Source organism: Flavobacterium sp. KKT103 (genome assembly GCF_055640565.1).
The window spans coordinates 1,905,607-1,931,536 of record NZ_CM145766.1; the positions used below are offsets into that span (position 1 = coordinate 1,905,607).

Below are 25,930 nucleotides of genomic sequence, written 5' to 3' on the forward strand. Positions count from 1 at the left end.
TCTTTTTATAGTCTACTTTATTATTTACTTTTGTTCCCAATATGAAATGCAATAATTAGACCAATTATAAAAAGTTTATTTGTTGATTTGTTTATACGTTAAATCCGGATGCAATAATCCGCTTGACTTTTTGACAGCAGCAACAAATTAGCGATGAAATAAATCAAGATAAAAAATGACAATCCCTGCACAATTTGACGCTAAAACTATTGAAGATAAATGGTACGCGTACTGGATGGAAAATAATTATTTTCATTCTGAGCCTGACCATAGAACTCCTTATACCATTGTAATTCCGCCACCTAACGTGACAGGAGTCTTGCACATGGGGCACATGTTAAACAACACTATCCAAGATGTTTTAATTCGTCGTGCTCGTTTAAAAGGGTTCAATGCATGTTGGGTACCAGGTACTGATCACGCATCCATTGCAACAGAAGCAAAGGTGGTTGCCAAATTAAAATCAGAAGGCATCAACAAAGCTGACTTAACTCGTGAAGAGTTTTTAAAGCATGCTTATGACTGGACTGACAAATATGATGGTGTCATCTTAGAGCAGTTAAAAAAACTTGGAGCATCTTGTGACTGGGAGCGTACTAAGTTTACAATGGATCCAGATATGTCTGCATCTGTAATAAAATCTTTTGTTGATTTATACAATAAAGGAATGATTTATCGCGGTTACCGCATGGTAAACTGGGATCCTGAAGCGAAGACAACCTTATCTGACGAAGAAGTAATTTTTGAAGAAAGACAAGGTAAATTATATTTCATTCAATATAAAATTGAAGGAAGCGAAGACTTTTTAACCATTGCAACAACGCGTCCCGAAACCATCTTTGGAGATAGTGCTATTTGTATTAACCCAAATGACGAACGTTTTGCACATTTAAAAGGGAAAAAAGCGATCGTGCCTATTTGTGGTAGAGTAATTCCAATTATCGAAGACGAATATGTTGATATCGAATTTGGAACAGGATGCCTAAAAGTGACTCCTGCTCACGATATGAATGACAAAACGCTAGGAGAGAAGCACAACCTTGAAATTATAGATATCTTTAATGAAGATGCTACAATGAATAGCTTCGGTATGCATTATCAAGGAAAAGATCGTTTTGTAGTTCGTGAAGAAGTGGCAGCGGAGTTAGAAACTATTGGTGCTCTAGCAAAAACTGAAACACATTTAAATAAAGTAGGAACTTCAGAAAGAACTAAAGCGGTGATCGAACCTAGATTATCAGATCAATGGTTCTTGAAAATGGAAGACTTGGTTAAACCAGCAATTCAATCTGTATTGGTTGATGGAGATATTAAATTGCATCCTGCTCGTTTTAATAATACATATGCACACTGGTTAAACAACATTCGTGACTGGAATATTTCACGTCAGTTATGGTGGGGACAACAAATTCCGGCTTATTTCTACGGAGATGGGAAAGAAGATTTTGTAGTTGCTGAGAATATTGAGGATGCTTTGGCTCTCGCCAAAGAAAGAACTGCTAATCCTAAATTAGAAATAGCTGATTTAAAACAAGATGTGGATGCCTTAGATACTTGGTTTTCGTCTTGGCTCTGGCCAATGTCGGTTTTTGGTGGAATCATGGATCCAGAAAGCGAAGATTTTAAATACTATTATCCTACGAATGATTTAGTTACGGGTCCGGATATTTTATTTTTCTGGGTTGCGAGAATGATTATTGCAGGATATGAGTATACGGATAAAAAGCCATTTACCAATGTGTATTTGACTGGACTGGTTCGTGATAAGCAAAGACGTAAAATGTCTAAGTCGTTAGGAAATTCACCAGATCCATTAGATTTAATTGAGAAATTTGGTGCTGATGGTGTTCGTGTAGGATTGCTTTTAAGCGCTTCTGCAGGAAATGATATTATGTTCGACGAAGAATTGTGTAACCAAGGTAAAGGGTTTACCAATAAAATATGGAATGCTTTCAAATTAATCAAAGGTTGGGAAGTTTCAGATGCTATACCGCAACCGGAATCTTCTAAGGTAGCAATCGAATGGTATGAAGCGAAGTTACAACAAACATTAGTTGATATCGAAGACAATTTCGAAAAATACAGAATCTCTGATGCTCTAATGGGCATTTATAAATTAGTGTGGGATGATTTCTGTTCGTGGTTCCTAGAGATGATTAAGCCCGCATATCAGCAGCCGATTGATAGCGTAACTTTTGCGAAAGCGATAGAAATGCTTGAAAGCAACTTGAAATTACTACATCCTTTTATGCCATTTTTAACAGAAGAGATTTGGCAAATACTAGCTCCAAGAACAAAAGAGGAAGCATTAATTGTATCCACTTGGCCAGAAATGAAGCCTTTTAACGCCGCATTAATCGCTGATTTCGAAAACACAATGGAAGTAATCTCCGGACTGAGAACGATTCGTAAAGACAAGAATATTCCGTTTAAGGATGCAATCGAGTTAAAAGCAATTAATAATGATAAGGTATCAACTTATTTTGATTCGGTTGTAACCAAATTAGGAAACATCACAACCTTAGAATATGTTACTGAAAAAGTAGATGGCGCGTTATCCTACCGTGTGAATTCGAATGAATATTTTATTCCAATTACTGGAAATATTAATGTTGAAGAAGAAATTGCCAAACTAACAGCTGAATTAGAGTACACGAAAGGTTTCTTGAAATCCGTTCAGAATAAGTTGGCAAATGAGAAATTTGTAAACGGTGCGCCAGAGAAAGTTTTGGCAAACGAAAGACAAAAAGAAGCTGATGCTTTAGCTAAAATCGAAACTATTGAAAGTAGTTTAGCTGGATTGAAATAATCAATTTACTTTATATCTAACCCGTTTCATTTTATGAAACGGGTTTTTTTATGACTTTTAATTTTGAATATGAAACGTACTAAGATGTTTTTTTTAGTAACGTGTTGAATTTGATTCGTTTTTATCGGTAAACTACATGCCGCTTGTGTTTTAAAGAGTTTTTGGTCCTTTCATCGATTTAACTATTCTAACTCGCTAATCCTTATTACTTTTGGTGTATAATACCACATTAAATCACTTATGCGCATGAAACAGACTTATGATTCTATATATGTAAAAGAATATTATGAAGGATATTCAATTGGTGTAAATCCATTTTCTTCATCAAATATGGTACAAAATAGTGAAGCCATCTTCGCTGGATTTCAATCAGGTCGTTCAGAGTATGAGCGAATGAATGGTTTTTTAAGTGGTGGGATCCCAAATCGTATTTTAACCGATAAGATTTTAGAAGATTACTTGCTTGCGGGTATGTTAGGAATGTCAATTGATACTCTTGGCTACACACCTTATCAAATCAATACAATAGTTTTGTGGTACCAAAGCGGTGTTGAAAAATACGAGCCTAATCAATTTGATTCCCTCTTTGGGGTGCTTGAAAATTTAGAAGTAGAACTAATTAGATAATAGCTAGATATTGCATTAGTATTTAAATATACTGTCGATTTAAAATAAAAATAATTACAAAAAAACTCGTTTAATACTAAACGAGTTTTTTTTGTAATTAACTATAGATTTTAATTTTAGAACTTATAACGCAATGATGTAATAACTTGCCTTGGGGCAATAGGATTTACACTGTAGTTTTCGTGAACGGTATAATTAAGTTCATTAGTGATGTTAGATAGTTTGCATAGAATTGAGAATTTTTTCCAGCTGTAACCCGCACTAACATCTATTGTTGTGTATCCTGAAAGAGGCACTTCTCTGTCCTCTGTTGATAAGGAACCTGGGTTATTGGCATCGCTAATATATCTATTGTTCCAACCACCAACTCGATCTCCTATGTAGTTTCCTATTGCGCCTACAGAAAGACCTTTTAATTTTCCTGAAGGTAAAGTGTAGAAGAAACTAAGATTAGCAGTATTTGCCGGAGTTCTTGCTAAACGGTCCCCTTCGACAAAGCTACCCACCAAGCCACTAGTTTTTGTATAGCGCATATCATTGTAACTATATCCAGCTATTACATTAAATCCTTCAAATGGTCTTGCTGTAATATCAATCTCGATACCTTCACTTTTAGTTGCGCCACTAAGTTCTTTAACGTTTGAGTCTATATTTGATGTACCGTCAGCTTTAAATTGTGCAGTTTGTGCAAGATTGCTATTATTTATTTGGTATAGCGTCACGTTAGTGGTTAGCTTTCCTTTAAAGAAATCTTGTTTAACACCAACTTCATATTGATCAATAATCGAAGCTTCAATTGCTTCTCCGTTTACCGTATTTCCAGAATTTGGAGTAAAAGATGAGCTGTAACTTGCAAATAAAGAGCTAGTGGTAGTAGGCTGATAAACTAAACCAACTTTGGGAGTAAAGGCTTGATCTGGACGATTAGGTGAAGTCGTTAAAACTGCCGGTGTAACTGTCGTATTGTAGGTATCCACTTTAGCTTCTTGCCATGACCAGCGTAAACCAGCTAAAACTTTAAATTTATCAGTAAGAGATATTAAATCTTGTGCGTAGACTCCAAAGCGATTAGTTTCTGTTTTTACAATACGTGTAGTGTTCGAGTCAGGAATTCCTGTTCCTTGATTAAAGTTTGCGAAATCATAAATATTTCCACTTCCGTAGGTTGTTGGTGAAAAGGAAAAACTATATGATTGTAAAAAGGAATTTTCTAAATCTACTCCTGTAAAGACTTGATGTTTGATTTTACCAGTGGCAAAAGTTCCTTGTAAACTTATTTGTTCTCCTATTATTTGCTCTAAATTTTTAGTTTGACCTAAAGGACGGCTCCAGTTTCCGGCTGCATCCGGTTGAATACGTTCAGTTCCTTTTGATTCTCTTTCGTAGTTTTGAAAAGAGGAATTGAAATTTAAAGACCAATTGTTATTAAAATTATGGTTTACTAATGCTGATACAGAAGATTGAATTGTTTTACCATTGGACCATGTAGCTCCAAGGTAAGTGCTACGTGGTATATCTACAATTTCTTTTCCTATAATCGCAGTACCAAAATCAGGTGTCCAATCATCGTTCAAATAATCTCCTTGCAAGGTAATTTCTGTTTTTGGGCTTACTTTAAACAAGAACGATGGATTCACATAAAAACGTTCTTTAGACACAACATCTCTAAAACTTTTAGAATTCTCATAGGATCCTGTAAAACGATAGGCTATATAATCATTCAAAGGACCATAAATATCTATTGAAGGCTTATAAAAAGAATAACTTCCCATTTGCATGCTTATTTCTCCACCTTTAGAAAATGAGGGTGTTTTAGTTACCATGTTTAAAATACCTCCTGGCGCAACATTTCCGTATAAAAGAGCTGCACTACCTTTCAGTATTTCTACTTTTTCAAGAGAAGAGACTTCCGGAATTGAACCGCTACTGAATCGGAAACCATTTTTGAACATATTGTTTGCCGACATATCGTATCCTCTCGACCAAAATGATTCTTGAGCACCTCCACGAGCCGATCCTACATAAACACCATTTACATTCTTTATAACATCGCTCAAACGAATTGCTTGTTGTTGAGAGATAATCTCATTTCCGATAATTTGTACGCTTTGAGGAATATCGATAACTTTTAAACCTGATCGAATTGCTGAAACTGGTTTGTGTGGTTTGACACCGTTGATCATTACTTCCTGAAGAATTTCTCCTCGGTTCTTTTTTATGGTATCATGTACTGCTGCAATGTATGCCACATCTGAAGTTCCTTGATCTCCGCTTTGAAAATTTTGTGCAGTAGATGGTAACGTAAATAATAAGGCTAACCCTGATAAAATTATATATTTCATGTCGTTTATTTAGAATAAGTAAAAATAATGGTGCAAATATATAATGGGATTTTGAATCCGCAAAACTTATTTAGACTTAATATAAATAAAATTTTTAATCAAATGTTTTTCAATGATTTATACTTGATTTTAATTTTTGGGAAAATTGAAATGAGCAGCAGTGAGGTCAAATCTGAATACTCCAATTGTGGTTCATTAAGCAGTTTAAGTGAGTTGCATTAGCTAATGACAAGTCTTGTCTTTTAGGAATTTTTCAACGACAATAACGAATACAAAACCAACGGAATAGGCAAATATATCTGACCATGAAAAGGAACTACCCAATACAATCTTTAATGGTTTCGATTGTTGTAAGCCAAGAATATCCAAAAGATGTAGATATTGCGCTAGTTCGACAACATAGCAAAAAAGCAATGCAATCGTGGCCGCCTTTACTTTAGAAAACGCAATTACCGATTGGATTGCACAATAGATGAGAATAATGACAAGGAAATCCCCAAAATAAGGCCGTATAAAGTTATCATAAAGATAAAGGGCAATACCAATCTCCGTTACGAAGATCGTTATTGCCCAAATAAAGTAGTATCTGTTGAACCGAATGATGGTCTTTTTATTAGATTGTAACATTACAATTCTCTGCCGACAGGATAAAGAAGGTAACGTTTGTCGTAATAGTTAGTTTTACTATAAAACCAACCTAATATCGCATTGGGGTTTTTAGCAAACGTAGGGTCAGTCGCGAGCTTTTGTTCAAATTCCGTCTTAAGTGCAGGAGATTCTTGTAGCATTTTAATTGCCATCGGTTCCATAACATAAGGCTCGATATATTCCGTTCGTTGAAAAATAGAAAGGAAAAATCCCCATCTAAAAAAAGAATCTTTAGATAGCGGTTCCAATAAAACCATTGCTAAATCACCCAAAGGTTGATCTGTTGAAACATAAACCGAACCTTTAGGATACACCATCGTGTTCATTATCGATTTTGTGGTACCGCTTACTTGCATTCGCCCCTCAAATGGTTTTATTTGTTGGTTTTCATCTTCGACTTTGGCATCTTCAATGCGATACATTTCTAATGTTAATTCTCGTGGCTTCTCCAGTGTTTCCATCTGAATACCATGCAGTTTCAAGCGCTCAATAACCACATCGCAGGATGTCGGAATCCAATATCCTTTTGGACGACTTATAAAATCAATTGGTTCAGTCGCTTTATAATTGACTATTTTTTGTTTGATTGGTTTTCCTAACCATTCAATATAGTCTCCATTGGTTACGGGTGATTTTAAAATTCGAGAAGCTATTCCAGAGAATACCAAGCTATCAGCTGCTTGCACTGGTTTGGTGCTATTTTGTAAATCACTTAAATTATCAAATCGTACGGCAGTTTCCATTTGTGGGACTTTCCATGCCATAGGAACTTTAGAATCTCTCAAGGTTTTATCCTTGGCGCTAATTGCTTGCAATGTTTTTCCTTCGGTTGCCAAAAGCGATAAGGTGCTTTCTAGCAAAATATAAGTTCCTAATACCCTTTGTTTAAAAGGTTTTAAAGAATGATTTTCTACTAAAATAGAAGCCATGTGTCGCAGATTACCGTAGCTGTCTGAAAATCGAGGTCCGCCAGAGGTTAAAATATTTCCTTCGGTAAAATCACGGTCGTTTACGGCGAATAACAATTGACCCGGAATATGACCATTAGCTGTCAAATACTGGTCAGTTTTGGTCTTATACGTTGAATCAAGCCATTTTGCGATTCCAGGAGAATTACCTTGTAAGCCAACACCTCCAAAGGTTATATCATACTGATAATCCGCTCCATCAGTTACGTGAATGTCCATATACAAGTCGGGATTGTAAAGATTCATTACGTTCACAACTGCTTTGATCTCTTTAGTATCTAGTTTTGCGTAATCTCTGTTTAAATTTAAATTCTGCGCATTGGTACGCCATCCCATATTTTCAGGTCCTCTTTGATTCGGTCGGTTGTAAGGAGAGGCATTTTCATGTGCATCAACACTCAAAATGGGGATGAATAAAAAGTTTACCTTATCTAACAAGTTGCTTTTTCCTCCAAAGGCAATATCTCTCAATAGCATCATTCCGGCATCTTTACCATCAATTTCACCCGAATGGATTCCTGCTTGTACAAACAGTGTTGGTTTTCTAGAGTTTTTCAATGCTTCGGGATCAAAATTAGTATCGGTTGTTCCCACAATCATGTAGATTGTTCTTCCTTCGATACTTGTACCAATCGGGACCATCGATAGTAAGGGAGAAGCATCAGTAAGTTTTTTAAACCAATTGATGGTTTCATCGTAAGTAGGAGTTGTTTTAAAACCCGATTTTTCAGTAGGTGTAATCCACGCATTATTTGGCTTAGCAATTAACTTTTCACTTTTTCCATGCCATTCTATACTAGGAGGAAGGATGCTTTGTGACCATGAGGTAAGTGAAGCGACTAAAGCGAAAGCGATTAGAAAGGGTTTAGTGATACTGCTATTTGACATAGTATGATTTTGATTTAAATTGATTTATCAGGTCTTTTTTAAAAGAAAGTAAATATAAGTATTTTAGTTAGGAAGTACTTTGGTGATAATTATTTTGTAAATAAAAAACCTCACTGTTAGGAGTGAGGTTGTAATTTATTTTCAGCATCTCAGCCTATTTGCTTTTTGCCATTGTGTATTTTTCGGTACTTTGTTTACCATCAATCAAACCTGAAATGGTAGCTACTAAATTATTTTTAGCATCTTTTTGATAGGTGATTTTTTGAGGATAGTCGTGTTTTGGGTTTTCAAAAGCAAGTTGGTTAGCCACAGTTTCCGTGAACAAAAAAGAAACGGGTTTGTCTTCGTTTTGACCTTTTACCGTTGCTTTATAGGTTAAAGCTTCGCCTTTTTGTTGCAAGACAATTGTTTCAAAATGAATAGTGTCCTTTTCTTTGATGAAATAGGACTGTCCTTGAAAAGTACTGTCATTAGTTTTGGTCCAGGTCTCTGATAAAACACCTTCTGCCGATTTGCTTTCCCAACTTCCTAAAAGCCAATGAGCTGATTTTATTTTTTCTTTTTCGTTTGTATCTGAATCACCATTTTTACAGCTAATAAAAGCCAAGGCTAACAACAGTAAAGGCATTTTTTTATACATGTTTTCTATTTTGAAAGGTTGATGAAATTCAGTCTGCAATATTAGTAAAAAAATGAATAGCAGAATATACTTGCAAGCAATCTCTTGCCGTGGAGTTGTGAACTAAACAGTAGCTTGTTTTAAAAGTACAGTTTAAAAATAAGGCAACTTCTTTTTTAGTGATTCTCCTTTAGTATTTGATGAACGAGTTCTTTAGATGGTTTTTGATCTTTTAGTTTTAAACGAACTACGTCAAATCCAACTTTAAAATCACATCCTGACTTATACTGACTGCAACCGTAGGCATTGTTACCTTTTAAAATTGTTCCTTCAAGGCATTTAGGGCAGTTTAAATCATTTTGCACACTTTTTTCAATGACTTTTTTGGGTTCTAATTTTAATTGAAAGTGATCGTCAAAACGCAACAATCCTTCCACAGTACCGGCTTCTGTTTTGAAATCTTTTAAATTCACGGTTGATCCTTTTTGCAGTAAGCGCAAGTATTGATTCTCAGATATTTTTTTCTCTGCAAAAGTAAACGGTAATACAAATGTGCAACCTGCTTTATAATTGGAGCATCCATAGGCTGATTTACCTTTGAGTAAGGTTCCCTTTTTACATTTTGGGCAAGTCTCCGCTGTAATTCCGGCTGCTTTTATTTTAACCACTTTCGCAGCTTCACTTTGTACCGTTGTCGCATGCGAAATTGTTGTGCGTCTGGTTTCTAACCTTACTTCATCTACTAAAACAGCAATCATTTTTTTCATATTATTAATGAAAGATGCGGCAGTAAAATCCCCTTTTTCGATATCTTTCAACTGTTTTTCCCACGATCCAGTCAATTCGGCTGATTTGACTAATTCATTCTGAATCGTATCAATTAGCTGAATACCAGTGGTGGTAGGTAAAACTTGCTTTTTATTTCGAACGATATACTGACGTCTAAAAAGCGTCTCAATAATGTTGGCTCGTGTAGAAGGACGACCGATACCGTTTTCCTTCATTAATTCCCTTAAATCTTCGTCGTCGACTTGTTTTCCCGCAGTTTCCATGGCACGCAATAAAGTCGCCTCCGTAAATTGATTGGGCGGTTTGGTTTCTTTCTCTAAAAATGAAGGTAAGTGTGGGCCTTTTTCGCCTACGACGAAACTAGGTAAAAGGTCGGCTTCTTTCTCTTTAGTGTTAGGGTCTTCGAAGACAATACGAAACCCTTTTTTTAGAATTTCCTTTCCGGTAGTTTTAAAAACAACGTCAGCTGCCTTACCCATTACTGTGGTATTGGCAACTAAGCAGTCATCATAAAATACAGCAATAAATCGTCTCGTGATGATATCATAAACTTGCTGCTGGTTGTATTGTAGGTTATTTTGAATCCCAGTAGGGATTATGGCGTGGTGATCGGTAACTTTTTTGTCGTTGAACACCTTGGGCGATTTTTTTATCTTTTTACCCAATAAAGGCTCTGTTAAAGTAGCGTAATTGGTGAGATTTTGTAAAATCCCCGCTACTTTAGGATAGATATCATTCGGTAAAAAAGTGGTATCAACCCTTGGGTAGGTGACTACTTTTTGTTCGTATAAGGTTTGGACAATTTTGAGCGTTTCATCAGCCGAAAACCCAAACTTTGTATTACAATACACTTGTAAGCCCGTAAGGTCAAAAAGTTTGGGAGCGAATTCGTTGCCATTCTTTTTCTCTACGGATATAATTTCGAACTCGCTTTCTTTGACTTTGTTGGCTAAAACTGCACCATCTTCTTTATTTAAAAACCGACCCTCTTCATAATTAAAAAGCGTTTCCCTGTATAAAGTTTGCAGTTCCCAATAAGGTTGTGGTTTAAAGTTGTCAATTTCTTTAAATCGGTCGACAACCATGGCTAGGGTAGGAGTTTGGACGCGCCCAATGGATAAGACCTGCTTGAAACCACCGTATTTGACCGTGTATAAACGGGTAGCATTCATGCCTAGCAACCAATCGCCTATGGCGCGTGAAAAGCCGGCATAGTATAAATTGTCATAGTTAGCCGAAGGTTTTAAATTGTTAAATCCTTCTTTTATGGCCTCGGTGGTTAGTGACGAAATCCATAATCGCTGCACCTCGCCTTTGTATTGGGCCTCGTTCATAACCCAACGCTGAATCAGTTCACCCTCTTGTCCCGCATCCCCACAATTTATCACTAAGGTAGCTTTATCAAACAGACTTTTTACAATTTTAAATTGCTTTTGGATACCCGTATTCGCTACTACTTTGGTTTCAAATTTATCGGGTAACATGGGTAAATTATTCAAGTCCCAACTTTTCCAATGCGGTTTATAATCGTTGGGCTCCTTCAAGGTACATAAATGACCAAAAGTGTACGTTACCGCATAGCCGTTCCCCTCATAGTAGCCGTCACGCTTGGTGTTAGCTCCTAATACAGCTGCAATTTCTCGCGCGACACTGGGTTTTTCGGCAATGCAAACCTTCATTTTATACTTTTTGTTTAAGTGCGCAAATTAAGGTTTTAGAAATTAGTAAGGAAGTGAAATCTTTGGGAGTTATCAACGCGAAGTTTTTGTATCCTTTTTAGGAGCACAGCACTTATTTTCTAAAGAACGTTTAGTCCTGCTGTCTGCTGTATCTCTTCGCTACGCTACGAGGATGCCGCTCCCATCAGGGCTATTCATCGCGTTTCATTTTCATCACGACCAAAGTACATTAATAAGAGGTAAGATTCTAGTTTTCTGTATTTCCATACACACCCAAGACTTTGAGCAAAGTCATTGCGAGGCACGAAGCAATGGTAGTTAATTTATACTGTATTTTGCTGCAGCTAGTTTCAGATAATGCTAATTAAATTAGGGAAAAGATTCTGCAGCTTTTCGATGTTGACTAATCAAAGCAATCATTAGTTGTGTCTACTATCAGATTCGATTTCGACTCAGTTGTATAAAAACAAACAGGAAAAACAAAAAGCTAATCCAGTCATTGATACCATAAATGGCATAAAACATACCCGCCATACTATCTTTTTCAAATACTTCGGAGATCTTATTGTTCAGGATCCAATTGGTCCAGTGGGTGGCATAAATTATTTTTTCAATAGTAAATACGGCAATCAACCATTTTAATTGGTGAAATTGTTTAGCCACAGCGATATAGGCAAAACCCCAAACAACAATCATAAGTAAACCAAAATTGGACATCGCTTGAGCGTCATATTGCGGGATAACAGCATTGGTAAATACTCTGGAAAAAAGTAATACGCCTGTGATATTCGTCATTCCTGCCAGAATAAATCCAGTGCTGATTTGTTCTCTTTTTAGTGTCATTTTATGGATGATTAGATTTGGATTTACATTTTATAATTCGATTCAAATATTCGGTACTTGAATAAACCTACCACAATAGCACCACCAATACTATTTCCAACCAATGCTAATGCTAGAAAGCTAAAGTAATCTAGTATATGAACGGTATCAGAATATAATAAAGCACCAAATACTTCGATATTCCCCACAATACTATGATGAAATCCTCCGAAGCCAATTACACCTGTTATTAAAAATATAAGTAAAATTCGAGTGAGCGAATTAATAGTGCTATTGAGTAACCAGTTTAATAAACCCATTAACCAACCCGCAACTATGGCACTTAAAAACAATACCCAAGCGTCGTAATGCACTACATGTTCACCAATCGTGACCATGGTTTCGTGTGTAAACAACTTTAATTTAGGTCCGAGATACGCTATAAATAAAGTAAATAATATTCCTCCAACTACATTGCCTAGAATGACTACTCCCCATATGCGGACTAGCTCCATGAATTTTCGTTGTCCGTTTAATACGGGTAGCGTCAGTACCGATGTTTGTTCTGTAAAAAGTGCCGATTTCCCAACAACGACAAGGATAAAACCAACAGGATACACCAAACTAAATAGTTTGAAAATAGTGTTTTCACTTACTTTTCCTGTGAGTAAATAATGTAGCGAACAGAGCAGGAAATAACTAAAACCTATCTCAAGTCCAGCAATAATGGCACTAAGACCTAATGCTCTATTTTTTATTTTAAAAATGGCTTCACCCTCATGGATTACACGACTTAAAATGTCACGGTATTCGCTTACGCCATCAATTTGTTTCGATGTTTTTTCTAAATCTTTCTGGTATTTTTCTTGGTCTTTAGTGTCGGTTTTCATGTGAAAAATAATTAGTTACTGCAATGTAGTAAAAAATTAGGGAGCATTTACGGTATTAGTCTTTCAATACTGTTGACTATATAAGATCATTTTTATTATTTTCATTTTTACAGTCTACAACAATAGTTTGCGCCCAGAGATCGCCTAAACGCTGATTTTTGTCGGTGTTTTTGATCGTTATTATTCCTATTAATCCAAACGGAAACATATCAAGAGGATCCACTAAATGTCTTTTTAGGGATTGACCAAATGTTAATTCACCATTGTTTCGCGTCAACGATTGCGGTTTTAGCCCTACAATAGCATTACCTAGCGTTGCGCCGAAGAACTGTTCAAGTAAAACGGTAAAGCAGAACCAAAAAAGTGTTGGTATTATAGCTAAAAATCCAGTTACAGAATATCCTCCTTCCTCATTTGGCGAACCAAAAGAATAGATAAATACGTAACAAAAGATCCAAATTATCGAGTAGTCAATTAATTCAGCTGTAAATCGTTTTCCGAGATTGGTTTTTTTTCCAGGGTTCATCTTTATAAATGTGTTTTTAAATTAGAGTCAAGTTAGTCTTTAGAGCTACAATTTTATGTATTGTAGTTAATGTCAACAGCTAGTTGATTTATGTTATGGAATTTCGCTACGATTGAACTCAGTAGGTGAATGTGGAATATAGATTGTATTCTCATCAAATTTATTTAGGAATATTTTTGATATTTCCATATCAATTTCAAGAATATCAATTTCATCAACGAGTACTGAAGTTTGATGAATTATCTCAGGTAAATTATCTTCAGTTCTATAATTATAAAATACTAGGTTTCCTGTTTTAATTTTATTCCGTTCTTTTATAAACTGAAATCCAGTTGCAAGTTTATCAAAGTGTATGGTCTTTAAATTTGTTTTTATTATCCCATAATCATAGCTGTAACTCACCGTTTTTGTATTCACTATTAAAGTTTCTTTGCCAAATAAATTCCACAATAGATATCGAACTGGAAAATAAAGAATAAGTGCTAACATCAAAATTAATGGAAATAGCATATCGCGTAGGTGCTCCTTAGTAATTGTAGAAGCAATAAAAGCATATATAGTTAATAGAGTCAAAATCATAGTTGCTACAATGATTTTTCCTGTAATATTTGCTTTTACGCTGAGTGTTGCATACAAGTTTAGTCCGTCGTTATGCTTAATTACTACATTTCTCATTTAGATACTTTTTTAGAGTACTTTTTATTGGCTGGTGCTGTTTTTCTTTTAGTCCCTAATAATAAGTAGTATATCTCACTGAATGCTTTAAAATTGTTTACACTAATTTTTTCTTTATTACTTTACTTATTAGTTAATGAGAAAATGAAATTTTAAAATCTCTTTTAATTAATGCTTTCATTTCAAGTGAAGTAACTAGCTTATTTTCATGACTGTACAGATACCAATTAGTAAGCAGTCCATTTGGAATGTTTTTGCGAGCTTTCCAAATTTCATAGGCAGTTTGAAATTCAAGCATTGGCAAAAAATCAAAACTTGAGTCTATTAAATAGAGACTATGACCTATATTTTTGTTTTGTTTTAATTGCGAATTTGTTGCAAGTAGGATGATTCTATTTAATTGTTTTCCGTCAATTATTGTATCATTTTGTTTTTCAAAATCATAGTTATTGGTCTGAAATTTATAGGGGTTACTCAATACATTTGCATTGGAATCTTTTATGAGGATAGTTGATTTTTCAAATGCTGTGGCAATGAAATTTTGTCTCGCAATTAAACCACTGTTGTCTACAAGCATCAGTTTAAATTTAGATCTTTTTTGAGGGATTTTTTCGGCAAAATAGCTGTTGTCTTTAGAGTTTATAAAATACGATCTGACTTCATTTATACGTGTACGTTGAACTTTACAGATGTACTTAACTTCATAATCAAAATGGTAGTCTCTTTGGGCATACAAGGTATTGAGCGTGAAGAAACAAAGCAGGTAAAATAAAATCCTCATAAATTGATGTGTTTGATTAAAGTCATTATTTTTTATGTAACACGACATAGCTGTATGAATAGTTTTTGAATTTCAACAGCTGTGCAACTTCGTAAATATAGTAATTGTTTACGAAAAGCCTTATAAACATAATAGAATCTATAAAAAGCAGTTAAATCCAAGTTTTGAATAATGGTTTAAACTTCTTCCTAAATTTGTTTTACCTAGCCCAGATAGCAGCGGCATCCTTTTTAAGGAGTATTGACGCAGGAAATAGTCCCTAAAAAGATAGAGCGGATAGCTGGAATTAGCTCCTTAAAAATCTGTGGAACAACATCGAGAAACTGTAAACTATTTTTCGTAATTTTGCACTCCAAATATAAGGACTAAGATTATGTTAGATAGACTTCAAATAGTTAAGCAGCGTTTTGATGAGATTTCGGATTTGATTATTCAACCCGATGTAATCTCTGATCAAAAGCGTTATGTGCAATTGAATAAAGAGTATAAGGACTTGAAAGCTTTGGCTGAAAAAAGAGATGAATATGTTCTTTTAATGGCTAATATTGATGAAGCAAACGAAATAATAGCGGATGGAAGTGATGCTGATATGACCGAAATGGCCAAGATGCAATTGGATGAAGCTAAAGACAGATTACCAGAGTTAGAGGAAGAAATTAAGTTCATGTTGATCCCTAAAGATCCTGAAGATGCCAAAAACGTTATGGTTGAGGTTCGTGCTGGAACGGGTGGTGATGAAGCAAGTATTTTTGCAGGTGATTTGTTTCGTATGTACACTAAATACTGTGAAGGTCGCGGATGGAGAACATCGGTTGTGGATATGAATGAAGGAACATCGGGCGGATTCAAAGAGGTTATTTTTGAAGTTACCGGTGAGGATGTTTATGGAACTTTAAAATTTGAAGCAGGAGTTCACCGTGTGCAGCGTGTTCCACAAACAGAAACGCAAGGGCGTGTACATACATCAGCAGCGACGGTAATGGTATTGCCAGAAGCTGAAGAATTTGATGTTCAAATTGATATGAACGATGTACGTGTGGATTTCTTTTGTTCTTCAGGACCTGGAGGACAATCGGTAAACACAACCAAGTCGGCTGTACGTTTAACGCACATTCCTACGGGATTAGTGGCGCAATGTCAGGATCAAAAATCACAACATAAAAATAAAGATAAGGCGATGGGCGTTTTGCGTTCTCGTTTATACGAACAAGAATTAGCCATGAAAGAGGCCGAAGATGCTACTAAGCGTACATCGCAGGTGAGTTCAGGTGACCGTTCGGCTAAGATTAGAACCTACAACTACGCTCAAGGACGTGTGACAGATCACCGTGTTGGGTTGACTTTGTACGATCTAGGAAACATTATGAACGGAGATATTCAAAAAATTGTTGACGAGCTACAGTTGGTTAACAACATGGAAAAATTAAAGGAAGCAAGCGAAGTTTTCTAATAAACAAGCCTCATTTATTGAGGCTTTTTTTTGGAGCTATTTCCCGCTTTCGCCTTTATCTCTCCGTTTCACTGCGAGGATATCGGCTCTATCGGGGCTAGGAAGTACGGTGGATTTCAAGAATATAGATTGCATCCTAGTGGGAAAATTAAATTTTAAAACTTTAAACTTTTACAATGACAACACAACAACTAATTGAACAAATCCGGCTAAAAAAATCGTTTCTATGTGTAGGTTTAGATGTTGATTTGAACAAAATCCCAAAACACCTTTTAGCACTAGAAGATCCTATTTTTGAATTCAATAAAGCCATAATCGATGCGACCCATGATCTTTGTGTTTCGTATAAACCCAATATCGCTTTTTTTGAGGCTTATGGAATTAAAGGTTGGATGGCATTACAAAAAACAATCAACTACATAAACGAGAACTATCCCGAAATTTTTACTATTGCCGACGCCAAACGCGGCGATATTGGTAACACTTCCTCCATGTATGCTAAGGCCTTTTTTGAAGATTTAAACTTTGATAGTGTAACTGTTGCTCCGTATATGGGGAAAGACTCTGTCGAACCTTTTTTAGCGTTTGAAAATAAGCACACTATTATGTTGGCGTTGACCTCTAATGAAGGTGCATTTGATTTTCAAACACTTTTAGTAGATGGTAAGGAATTGTACAAGCAGGTTTTAGAAACTTCTACATCGTGGAAAAACAGCGAAAACCTAATGTATGTGGTTGGCGCTACCAAAGCCGAATATTTTACCGAAGTACGTAAAATTGTCCCTGATAGTTTCTTGCTAGTACCAGGAGTTGGTGCGCAGGGCGGAAGTCTTTCAGAAGTGTGCAAATACGGCATGAATGATTCAATAGGTTTACTGATTAATTCTTCGAGAGGGATTATCTATGCTTCAAACGAACTTGATTTTGCCGAAAAGGCAAGAGCTGAGGCAATGAAAATGCAGCAAGAAATGGAAGGAATAGTACGTTTAAAGTTTCAGGTTTAAAGTTTTTGGAATTGTCTATTACCTATTTGGAACAGTAAAACTCTCAATTTTTCATAAAGTCTAAATGGTTTAAACTTTTTTACCATTAAGAAATTAAGTTTTATTAAGCCTATAAAAAGGTTTTTAAACTTTAAACATAAAAACGTTGTGTACTTTGAGTAAAACCTTCCGACCTTTGCGGTTGAACTTTAAACCATAAACTTGAAACAAATTTTTTTCACTGATCAATTCGGGACCACTCACAATTTTGAAACTTCGCCGCAGCGAATCATCTCGCTTGTGCCATCACAAACGGAATTGCTTTATGATTTAGGTTTGGAGGCGAGAATCGTGGGTATCACCAAATTTTGTGTGCATCCGTATCATTTAAAATCAACCAAAACTAGTGTAGGCGGTACTAAAAAAGTGAATTATCGTAAAATAAAAGCGTTGCAACCGGATATAATTATTTGTAATAAAGAGGAGAATACGCTTGAAATGGTGGAACGATTGCGAGAAATTTGTCCGGTATGGATAACCGATATAAAAACAATTGAGGATAATTTCCAAATGATTACTGATTTTGGTCAATTGTTTAACGCCCGCACCGAAGCTCGAAAGTGGAATGATAAATTGGCTTTTGCCTTGAGCGATTTCAAAAAATGTATCGCTGCGGTTCCGGTTAAAAAAGTTGCTTATTTTATTTGGAAAAAGCCCTACATGGTAGCAGGTTCTGATAATTTTATAAACGAATTATTAAAACTGAATCATTTTGAAAACATATACGATACCAAAGGACGTTATCCTGAAGTTGCTATCGAAAATATAGTGGAAGAAGGTGATCCTGATTTTGTTTTACTTTCTTCTGAACCGTTCCCATTTAAAAAAGAGGATGGCTATGAGATTAGTAATTATACGGATAAAGCCCAAATGATTATAGTCGATGGAGAAATGTTCTCATGGTATGGCAGCCGACTCCTAAAGGCTTTTGATTACTTTAAAATGCTACATCAAAAAATGGGCTGATCGTTTTGTTTTCTCCAAAGTGAGAATGCTCCCTTTTATCACTATCAAAAAAACCATTTAAAAATTAAGAAGTGAATCTTAATTTTTAAATGGTTTTAAATTTTATCAGTTGTTTATTTATTTAAAACACAAATTCCAAAGTCGTATAAAAACTTCGAGCATCTGATGGAATGATTCCTGGTCCCGGATATCCGGTAGCTCTTCGTGTGAAATAGCTATTGTTTGTGAAATTAGTTACTCCTGCTTCTAACTTCCATTTTTTCCATTTGTAAGAGGCAGAAAAATCAGCAACATAATAGGCGGGTATCTCTCCAAAGATTCCGTAGGTGTTGTCGTTTTTATCCGTCTTACTGTTATTGGCCTCGGTAAATTGTGATGATACATAGGTAAATTGCAAACTTGTCAAGAAGTTTTTGTAGCCAATAGCGGTTCCGGTTTTGATATTCAGTAAAGGAACGAATTCCACTTTGTTTCCTTCTATATTTGGCGCATCTGATTTGAGGTACTTGGAATCGGTAATGGCAGTGTTCGTAAATGCACTCCAAATAAAATTCTCGTTCGTCTCAAAGAACGTCTTGCTTATACTCCAATCGAACATCGTTTCAAAGCCATAGGTTACTGCCGTACCAATATTAGAACGGTAGCGAACCACAGCGGCTGATCCATTGGGGTTTCTTGTTTCGTATTCTCCTATTTTATCATTGTAGTAAAGGCCATAAATACTTGCGTCAAAAGTTATTTTGTTACCCAATTGTCCACGAATTCCAATATCAGAAGTGTATCCTTTTTCATCGGAAATATTGGGGTCTATCACACTACTCGGACTCACTGTGCGGATATCATTAAAGGTAACAGAACGGTAATTTTGAGATACGTTTCCGTACAATTCAATTTGGTTTTGAGGCTTGTAGCTTAAACCTATACCGAGAAGTACAAAATTTCTATCTTTAGTATTGCTTTCGTCAACCCTTTCATCAAGAATGACATTTCCAGCTAAGTCTTGGTTTATTTTTCGATAAAATCCTTTTGCTTGAGTTCTAATTTTTTCAAATCTAAAACCGGGTGTTATGGAGAAGTTAGAGGAAAGTTTGAATATGTTCTCACCAAATACTGCGATATTTAAATTAGGAAAGGTATAATTAGATTGATTTCCATAAAAAGGAAATTCAGCATTGGCTACATTAAAATTAGCATCGCTGCCAGAACTACCTGGTCCTTGTAATCCCGTGTTATTCGATTGATAGTATTTAGCTCCAATTAAAAAAGCAGAGCGATTATCATTAATCGAATAGCGTTTTAAGTAACGAGCTTCGGCGCCCCAGTTTACAAAATCACCTACGATTAAATCTCTTACGGTACCGTCAGTATCAGGGTTTGAAACACGATTAGAGCGATATCCAACCGATTTTCTGCTGGCATTTAAACCAAATAATTGCAAAGAGAAATCAGCGTCGTTCGTGAATTTATGCTCTAATTTTAACGCAAATAGATTCCAATCTACAGCGAACCAATTCCGTGTTCGGTTACTTTGTCTGGGATTTTGGTTGAACATTGCATCTGTTAATCCGCCTGCTTGTTGTGCCAAATAATTAAAATAGGTATAATCAAAATGTAATGAAGTTTTGTCGTTGAACTTATAATTAAGATTGGCAAAGTAATTCTTGCTTTCAAAATCAGAGTTGGGTCTAAAACCGTTTCCTTTTTTGTAATTAAAGAAACTGTAATAGCTAAATTTTTCGTTAGTACCACTTACTGAGGTAAAATTAGTGTACAACCCATAGGAACCTAATGTATTTCTTGTAACCAGTTCAAAAGGTTTTTCAGTTGGCGTTTTTAGTTTAAAATTTACTAATCCTCCAAACTGGGTTCCGTATTGCAAGGAGGCGGCACCACGAATGATTTGGATTTCCTCTAGTGCTTCAGTAGGAGTAGCGTAATAACTTTCGGGATACCCTAAAACATCAGCACTAATATCATAACCGTTTTGACGTGTATTAAAGTTGGAGGTACGGTTTGGGTCTAATCCGCGGCCACCTATACTTAGCTGTAAACCACCATCGGAACTTTCGTTGATAGTAAGGCCTACCACTTGGGCAAAAATTTGTCTTGTATTATTGGTCGCTGTATTTGCTGTCAATTTGCTGACGTCGATAACTTCGGTCTTTTTACCTGCATAAATAGCGGTGCCTTCAATGTCTTTTAGTTTGCGAAGTGCAAACAATTTGTCATTTTGTTTTTTAATAACTACTTCAGTCAAATTATTTATTTTAGTCAAAGCAATTGTTACCGTGCTTCCGGTAGTAATGCTGTTTTGCTCTACAATAGCGTAGCCTTCTTTAAAAAAAACAAAATCAAAACTACCAGTTTTAGTTGAATTCATTTCGAAGTAGCCCAAAGCATTAGTAAAGACTTTGTTATTTAAGGTTGTATTAAGTACTTCTACTCCAGCTAATGGTTTAGCATTGGTATCAGTTATCGTACCTACAATCTTATTTTGAGAATACGTAACTACAGATAATAATAAAAGCAATAATAGACTAAAATCCTTTAATCGTATCATTGAAGGGCAGTATCCAATTTTTGTGTTCAAAACTTTCATTTTCGTTTGCTAAATTTATTTTTGGGTCAATATATTTTTGGCTTAATCGTCCATTAAGCGCAACATAACTTTCAACATAAACTTCAGGATTTTGTATCCCTTGATTCTTGTAATAGGTATGAAGATAATGGGCGTATTCCAAGATGAAATCCGGTTGGAAAGCCATTTGTTTTTCTTGAAAGGGAGTTAAAAACTGACTGTTGTTAACGATTATTTCTTTATTTGAAAGAGTATCTTTTACCTTAAATGTCGCATATCCCGCTTTTTCCATTAGCATTACACGCCATGAGAATCGGAATCCTTCTTCGGTCCAAAACAGTTCGTTTGGATATAATAAATAGCGAAATGGAAATAGCAATTGGAATAAAATAAAACTGCTAATAAACAACATTTTCCCTCTGTAAAGAAAAGTAGCTTCTGGTCGCTTCTCCTTTCCATTTTCGAATAGTACAATTGGTATTGTAATAAGTTTTCCTACTATTGAAAGTACTTTTTGATGAAAAGTAGCATCAAAGAATAGGAGTGAACTAATAATCATAACATAAGGAAACACACCAATTGGGAATAAGATTCTCGTTAGTATATGAAATATTACTACCAAAGCGAAGCCAAATAAGCGCGTTCTTTTATTAAGCAGTAAAAATACAATTCCAAGGTCGTAGATAGCGCCAGTCCAGCTAAAAGCATAATGCACCCAGTTTTCATTTAGGAGTGCACCAATTAAGGGAAGATTAGAACTGTTAGGAAGCCAAATTTTGAGTGGTATCGCATCAATTAGCCAGTCCGAATTTAATTTTGCTAGACCTGCATAAATATAAACGATAGCTAATATTAGTTTTAGGATGTCAGTATTCCATCTTGGGATTTTTTCAAAACGCTTTTCGTTATTTTGATATGCATCTACAGAAAAATAGCAGTTAGCTGGTAAAAATAGTAGGATAAGGCTGATTACGGTAATGAAATAATAGTGGTTCAAGTACGTCGTCTTGTCCATTAATTCAATGTAGGTGAAGGACAAAAAAAAGGTTAGTATAGCCCATTTGTATTTATAGCCAATAGCTACCATAAACGATGCGACAGCTGCTATAATAAAAAGTAAATACGTATAATTTCCAAAAGGAGTAACCCAACTAAAACCGTAATAGGTAAAGTGAAAGATGGGATCAATATAGAATTTTTTGATCCATCCATAACTTGCAAAGCGAACTAGGCTAAATAGCATCATTAAACCAAACGCTAGCCTGTAAAAAGCTAGCGTCGATGCATGTGAATAGGTATTCAGGTATTTTTTTATTGCTGTAGTCATAAGTTAATCACCATCGCTATCAACATAATCAATAGTAATGTTTAAGGCTTGCATCATATCCAGTTTAGTGTAAATTACATTTTGCTGTAAAGCATCGTATGCTAGAATCATTTTAGCATTATCACTAATCACTTGAGTAGAAAAACTATTATTTAAAGTTGCATTTGTTTCTAAAATAGTGCTGAATTGGTTGTTGATTATCGTACTTAAATTGCTACCATTTCTAATCACTTTGCGATAATCGAGATAGGATTTTAAACCTTCGCCAGTAGTTGTTTTGTTAAAATGTTGTCCGTTAAAAAAGTCTTGGGATGCTTTAATAGCGGTATTTAGTAATTCTTTTGAAATATCATTTTTATAATATGCCTCTACTTTTTCAGGGTATTTAACTCCGCTTGAGAAAAGACCCGCTGGAATTCCAAGCTTTCCAGAGCGAACGTTTTTTTCTAAGTTTTTAACAAAATTATTGGTTGTGATATTCACAGAGCTACTTACAGAAGTACCATTATTATTGATGTATGCGGCTCTATATCCATTGTTCCAATCATTTAAAACGGTTTCAGCAGTTGTTTTTAAACGAGCAACGACATCAGTTAAATATTTCTTGTAATTTACCGCGTTAGCATTAACAGTGTAGTAGGTTACAATTCCATCATCTGTTGTGTTTAAACCATTAATTAGGTAATCGATTGCCGGAAATCCTTGCTTATCAAACTGAGAAAGTAAAGTAAGATTATAAGAAGAGGACGAAATGTTCGACTCAATTCCTACTGCACTTGTTGGGTAGGTATTAGCACTTTGTTTTAAAAAAATTTCGTCAGCTTTACCAAAACCAAATAAGGCAACATATTGATACGCTTTATAAGCTTCAACCCAAGAAGTGCGCAACGTTTGTAGGTTTGCAGTTGTTGGGGCACTATTAAAACTTGCGGTATTTGAAGCCATAACTTCTAGTTTAGCTTGGTAATTAATATAGCTAGGAATAATAATGTTATCAGCCCAATTGGTTAAAAGTAGTGTTTTGTTGTAATTATTTCCGTCAATACTAGTCTCGCTACTGTCATTGGATGAACAAGCTACGATAGCCATTACTGCGGTAAAAAGTAGGATTAATTTCTTCATTTTTTTAAAAATTTGTTGCAAAAGTACAAAACCATTGGTTCTTATCTATATTTATTCTAAATTAATTTACTGTAGCAGCTTGAGCCACAGTGAAACCAAATTTTGTTGCTATTTGCAGTGATAAACTGTCTAGTTTTGCTCCTAAGGTATCGATATCCCATAATCCATTAGTACCGCTTGTCATGGATGCAAGCATTGTATCTACCTCTGCTTTTGTGAAATACGGGCTATTAGTGCCGGGTTTGTTAGTATATCTCAAGGTCATTATAAATCCGTACGCTTCAGAAAGAGCATGGAATGCTTTTGCGCCTTTATCAGTTGTCAGCTTGCCTTTTCCTTCTTGAAGATAGTATACCGCTCTTACTGCAGGCACTAAGGCTAATTTAGCTTTGATAATATCAATTTGTGCATCGCGTTTGTCATAGTCATTATTGACAATTGCTGCTCTACCGGTACGGAAAGCCAAATTAATATCAGCTTTTACGGTATTAAAGTCCACATCTGCATTTACTTGATCGATGTAACTACTCCAGAATTTTGTGCCATCTACGCCATAAACATATCCGTAAGCTTCATCCCAAGTATGTTCCATGGTTGTGTAGTTCTTACTGTCTTCTACAATTTTATTGCTATTGTTGATTTTACTTGTACCCTCATCTAGTTTATTTTTACTTAGATAGTTGTTTACAATTTGGTCCATAAAACAAGCTCCCATCATCCCTTTTAATAGCACTTGTTGTGGCTCTAAACCATTACTTGAAAAAAGTCTTTTACTTGTGCCGTCAAGATAAACACCGGCTACACCTGCTGAAGCTGTTGCTCCTAAGCTAGCAGAATTAGATGCCGTCAATTGTGATTCAAAAAACGCCTGAACTGCTACTTTTTCAGTTGTTGTTCCACCACCTAGAAACAATTGAAAGTAATCCTTTGAAGCGGCTGTTTTATCTTTCAGTTGTTTACCCGATGTATTAAGGGTAGCATCTGCGAAAGCATTATTAGTATTAGAATACATATTTGTCAATACAGTCAAATTGGCTGCCGTGCCATTAGTTGCTGCCGTTTTAATATAATTACCCATTTCCTCAAGCATTAGCAAACGACTTGTTTGGCCCGAAAAGTCTACTGTAGTTTTGCTGTTTCTTTCGAAAGTATAACTGGTAGGAATAGTATAAGTTGGGTTTTGAGTTAGTGCGTCATCATTTGAGCATGAGCCAAGTGTTAAAGTTGTGATCGCTAGCGTTGATAATAGTACCTTTTTTAGAATCATTTTAGTTATTATTTAGATTGAATAAGAATAATTTTCTGCAAATGTAGTATCCAATTTTAGATTTACAAAATTTTATTTAGATTATTTCTAAATAATTTTTAAGTAATTAATTTGGTGTTGTTTGAGAAGGAATATAATTGCAAATTTTGGTCTTAAAGTAGCTTTATCCTAATGAATTCAAAAGGTAATTGTTATTTTTGGCACTAGGATAGCGTTCCTTAAAGCGGAAGTCTTCTTCTATTGTATCAATTAGAAATATTATACTATTTTTACAAAAAAAATCACGTGATTAATTACACTCTTTATAGGAACGATAATAGTACGCAGTGGGTAACTTTTGTGCATGGCGCAGGGGGAAGTTCTTCTATTTGGTTCAAACAAATTCGGGATTTTCAAAAGCAGTACAATGTTTTGCTACTTGACCTGCGCGGTCATGGTAAATCACAATCTATACTGAAAACTAGATTTAAGCAGCGGTATAGTTTTCCTGAGTTAGCCAATGACATTTTAGAAGTTTTAGATTTTTTAAAAATTAAGTCCTCGCATTTTGTGGGTATTTCATTAGGAACAATCTTAATTAGGCAATTAGCCGAAATGTATCCTAGTCGCGTGCAAAGTATGATTTTAGGTGGTGCTATTTTAAAGATGAATTTTCGATCTCAGATTTTAATGCGAGTGGGGAATTTATTTAAGTATGTGATGCCGTACTTGATTTTGTACAAACTCTTTGCTTTTATTATAATGCCAAGAGAAAATCACAAGCAATCGAGATTGCTTTTTATAAATGAGGCGAAACAATTGTGTCAAAAAGAATTTATTAAATGGTTTAGATTAACTGCTCAAATTAATCCAGTTTTGAAGTGGTTCAGACAAGTAGAGTTAAATATCCCTACTTTATATGTAATGGGTAATGAGGATTATATGTTCTTGCCATCAGTTAAAGCTGTTGTAGCTAGTCATTTTAAGTCCTCTAAATTATACGTTATAGAAAATTGTGGACATGTAGTTAACGTGGAGCAAGCGGCGGTTTTTAATACCGCAGTCTTATCATTTATGCAATTGGTACCACAAAAAATGCCGACATTTTAAAAAATGCCGGCAATTCTTTAACTAA

Annotated in this window: 20 protein-coding genes; 6 read left to right on the plus strand and 14 right to left on the minus strand. The window is 35.3% G+C overall.

What is annotated here, in order from left to right:
- Positions 1–175 precede the first annotated feature (175 nt).
- Together ACZ2G0_RS08235 and ACZ2G0_RS08240 are read left to right on the plus strand one after the other, a co-directional pair.
- Positions 176–2,809: a valine--tRNA ligase gene (locus ACZ2G0_RS08235; RefSeq protein ID WP_470307176.1), complete on the plus strand. Its 2,634-nt coding sequence runs from the start codon at positions 176–178 to the stop codon at positions 2,807–2,809.
- A 246-nt stretch (positions 2,810–3,055) separates the two neighbouring features.
- A complete protein-coding gene (locus ACZ2G0_RS08240; RefSeq protein WP_470307178.1) occupies positions 3,056–3,436 on the plus strand; it encodes a hypothetical protein in 381 nt (126 codons plus the stop codon).
- Between the two features lie 116 nt (positions 3,437–3,552).
- Here ACZ2G0_RS08240 and ACZ2G0_RS08245 read toward each other — a convergent pair whose 3' ends face one another.
- From ACZ2G0_RS08245 to ACZ2G0_RS08290, 10 genes are all read right to left on the minus strand, one after another.
- On the minus strand, positions 3,553–5,778 hold the full coding sequence (locus tag ACZ2G0_RS08245; RefSeq protein ID WP_470307180.1) for a TonB-dependent siderophore receptor: 2,226 nt from the start codon (positions 5,776–5,778) through the stop codon (positions 3,553–3,555).
- 222 nt (positions 5,779–6,000) lie between these two features.
- A complete protein-coding gene (locus ACZ2G0_RS08250; protein WP_470307181.1) occupies positions 6,001–6,405 on the minus strand; it encodes a ribosomal maturation YjgA family protein in 405 nt (134 codons plus the stop codon).
- Positions 6,405–8,282, minus strand: coding sequence for a M14 family metallopeptidase (locus ACZ2G0_RS08255; protein ID WP_470307183.1), 1,878 nt, complete (start codon positions 8,280–8,282; stop codon positions 6,405–6,407). Before ACZ2G0_RS08255 ends, ACZ2G0_RS08250 begins: the two co-directional genes overlap by 1 nt.
- Before the next feature lie 154 nt (positions 8,283–8,436).
- Complete coding sequence (locus tag ACZ2G0_RS08260; RefSeq protein WP_470307184.1) at positions 8,437–8,922, minus strand: DUF6265 family protein; 486 nt, start codon at positions 8,920–8,922, stop codon at positions 8,437–8,439.
- Between the two features lie 155 nt (positions 8,923–9,077).
- On the minus strand, positions 9,078–11,369 hold the full coding sequence (locus ACZ2G0_RS08265; protein WP_470307186.1) for a type IA DNA topoisomerase: 2,292 nt from the start codon (positions 11,367–11,369) through the stop codon (positions 9,078–9,080).
- A 435-nt stretch (positions 11,370–11,804) separates the two neighbouring features.
- Positions 11,805–12,212 carry a hypothetical protein gene (locus ACZ2G0_RS08270; protein ID WP_470307188.1) on the minus strand — a complete coding sequence of 136 codons (408 nt, stop codon included), beginning with the start codon at positions 12,210–12,212 and terminating at the stop codon, positions 11,805–11,807.
- 23 nt (positions 12,213–12,235) lie between these two features.
- Positions 12,236–13,081, minus strand: a complete 846-nt coding sequence (locus ACZ2G0_RS08275) for a formate/nitrite transporter family protein (RefSeq protein WP_470307189.1) — start codon at positions 13,079–13,081, stop codon at positions 12,236–12,238.
- A gap of 76 nt (positions 13,082–13,157) precedes the next feature.
- Complete coding sequence (locus ACZ2G0_RS08280) at positions 13,158–13,607, minus strand: RDD family protein (RefSeq protein ID WP_470307190.1); 450 nt, start codon at positions 13,605–13,607, stop codon at positions 13,158–13,160.
- 93 nt (positions 13,608–13,700) lie between these two features.
- Positions 13,701–14,282 (minus strand): hypothetical protein, encoded by a 582-nt coding sequence (locus ACZ2G0_RS08285; RefSeq protein WP_470307191.1) that lies wholly within the window; start codon positions 14,280–14,282, stop codon positions 13,701–13,703.
- A gap of 133 nt (positions 14,283–14,415) precedes the next feature.
- A complete protein-coding gene (locus ACZ2G0_RS08290) occupies positions 14,416–15,063 on the minus strand; it encodes a hypothetical protein (RefSeq protein ID WP_470307192.1) in 648 nt (215 codons plus the stop codon).
- Between the two features lie 373 nt (positions 15,064–15,436).
- Between ACZ2G0_RS08290 and prfA the strand changes: the two genes are divergently transcribed.
- From prfA to ACZ2G0_RS08305, 3 genes are all read left to right on the plus strand, one after another.
- On the plus strand, positions 15,437–16,513 hold the full coding sequence (gene prfA, locus ACZ2G0_RS08295) for a peptide chain release factor 1 (RefSeq protein WP_470307194.1): 1,077 nt from the start codon (positions 15,437–15,439) through the stop codon (positions 16,511–16,513).
- A gap of 176 nt (positions 16,514–16,689) precedes the next feature.
- Entirely contained in the window at positions 16,690–17,517 is an 828-nt protein-coding gene (gene pyrF, locus ACZ2G0_RS08300; protein WP_470307196.1) for an orotidine-5'-phosphate decarboxylase, read from the plus strand.
- 201 nt (positions 17,518–17,718) lie between these two features.
- The gene (locus ACZ2G0_RS08305; protein WP_470307198.1) at positions 17,719–18,522 is read left to right on the plus strand and encodes an ABC transporter substrate-binding protein; all 804 of its coding nucleotides are present in this window, start codon (positions 17,719–17,721) and stop codon (positions 18,520–18,522) included.
- A gap of 121 nt (positions 18,523–18,643) precedes the next feature.
- Here the strand turns inward: ACZ2G0_RS08305 and ACZ2G0_RS08310 are convergent, their stop codons facing one another.
- The 4 genes from ACZ2G0_RS08310 to ACZ2G0_RS08325 form a co-directional block, all read right to left on the minus strand.
- Positions 18,644–21,112 (minus strand): TonB-dependent receptor domain-containing protein, encoded by a 2,469-nt coding sequence (locus tag ACZ2G0_RS08310; protein WP_470307200.1) that lies wholly within the window; start codon positions 21,110–21,112, stop codon positions 18,644–18,646.
- Positions 21,060–22,427 carry an HTTM domain-containing protein gene (locus ACZ2G0_RS08315; protein ID WP_470307202.1) on the minus strand — a complete coding sequence of 456 codons (1,368 nt, stop codon included), beginning with the start codon at positions 22,425–22,427 and terminating at the stop codon, positions 21,060–21,062. The genes ACZ2G0_RS08310 and ACZ2G0_RS08315 overlap by 53 nt, the downstream gene beginning before the upstream one ends.
- Positions 22,428–22,430: 3 nt before the next feature.
- Positions 22,431–23,549, minus strand: coding sequence for an imelysin family protein (locus tag ACZ2G0_RS08320; protein ID WP_470307203.1), 1,119 nt, complete (start codon positions 23,547–23,549; stop codon positions 22,431–22,433).
- Between the two features lie 61 nt (positions 23,550–23,610).
- Positions 23,611–24,816, minus strand: coding sequence for a DUF4856 domain-containing protein (locus tag ACZ2G0_RS08325; protein ID WP_470307204.1), 1,206 nt, complete (start codon positions 24,814–24,816; stop codon positions 23,611–23,613).
- 285 nt (positions 24,817–25,101) lie between these two features.
- Between ACZ2G0_RS08325 and ACZ2G0_RS08330 the strand changes: the two genes are divergently transcribed.
- Complete coding sequence (locus tag ACZ2G0_RS08330; protein ID WP_470307206.1) at positions 25,102–25,905, plus strand: alpha/beta fold hydrolase; 804 nt, start codon at positions 25,102–25,104, stop codon at positions 25,903–25,905.
- The last annotated feature ends 25 nt before the right edge of the window (positions 25,906–25,930 follow it).

Coding starts and splice junctions, on each gene's coding strand:
- ACZ2G0_RS08240 (WP_470307178.1), top strand. CDS start 3,056: ATGAAACAGACTTATGATTCTATATATGTAAAAGAATATTATGAAGGA.
- ACZ2G0_RS08265 (WP_470307186.1), bottom strand. CDS start 11,369: ATGAAGGTTTGCATTGCCGAAAAACCCAGTGTCGCGCGAGAAATTGCA.
- prfA (WP_470307194.1), top strand. CDS start 15,437: ATGTTAGATAGACTTCAAATAGTTAAGCAGCGTTTTGATGAGATTTCG.
- ACZ2G0_RS08250 (WP_470307181.1), bottom strand. CDS start 6,405: ATGTTACAATCTAATAAAAAGACCATCATTCGGTTCAACAGATACTAC.
- ACZ2G0_RS08255 (WP_470307183.1), bottom strand. CDS start 8,282: ATGTCAAATAGCAGTATCACTAAACCCTTTCTAATCGCTTTCGCTTTA.
- ACZ2G0_RS08285 (WP_470307191.1), bottom strand. CDS start 14,282: ATGAGAAATGTAGTAATTAAGCATAACGACGGACTAAACTTGTATGCA.
- ACZ2G0_RS08235 (WP_470307176.1), top strand. CDS start 176: ATGACAATCCCTGCACAATTTGACGCTAAAACTATTGAAGATAAATGG.
- ACZ2G0_RS08325 (WP_470307204.1), bottom strand. CDS start 24,816: ATGATTCTAAAAAAGGTACTATTATCAACGCTAGCGATCACAACTTTA.
- pyrF (WP_470307196.1), top strand. CDS start 16,690: ATGACAACACAACAACTAATTGAACAAATCCGGCTAAAAAAATCGTTT.
- ACZ2G0_RS08245 (WP_470307180.1), bottom strand. CDS start 5,778: ATGAAATATATAATTTTATCAGGGTTAGCCTTATTATTTACGTTACCA.
- ACZ2G0_RS08275 (WP_470307189.1), bottom strand. CDS start 13,081: ATGAAAACCGACACTAAAGACCAAGAAAAATACCAGAAAGATTTAGAA.
- ACZ2G0_RS08315 (WP_470307202.1), bottom strand. CDS start 22,427: ATGACTACAGCAATAAAAAAATACCTGAATACCTATTCACATGCATCG.
- ACZ2G0_RS08270 (WP_470307188.1), bottom strand. CDS start 12,212: ATGACACTAAAAAGAGAACAAATCAGCACTGGATTTATTCTGGCAGGA.
- ACZ2G0_RS08290 (WP_470307192.1), bottom strand. CDS start 15,063: ATGAGGATTTTATTTTACCTGCTTTGTTTCTTCACGCTCAATACCTTG.
- ACZ2G0_RS08280 (WP_470307190.1), bottom strand. CDS start 13,607: ATGAACCCTGGAAAAAAAACCAATCTCGGAAAACGATTTACAGCTGAA.
- ACZ2G0_RS08260 (WP_470307184.1), bottom strand. CDS start 8,922: ATGTATAAAAAAATGCCTTTACTGTTGTTAGCCTTGGCTTTTATTAGC.
- ACZ2G0_RS08320 (WP_470307203.1), bottom strand. CDS start 23,549: ATGAAGAAATTAATCCTACTTTTTACCGCAGTAATGGCTATCGTAGCT.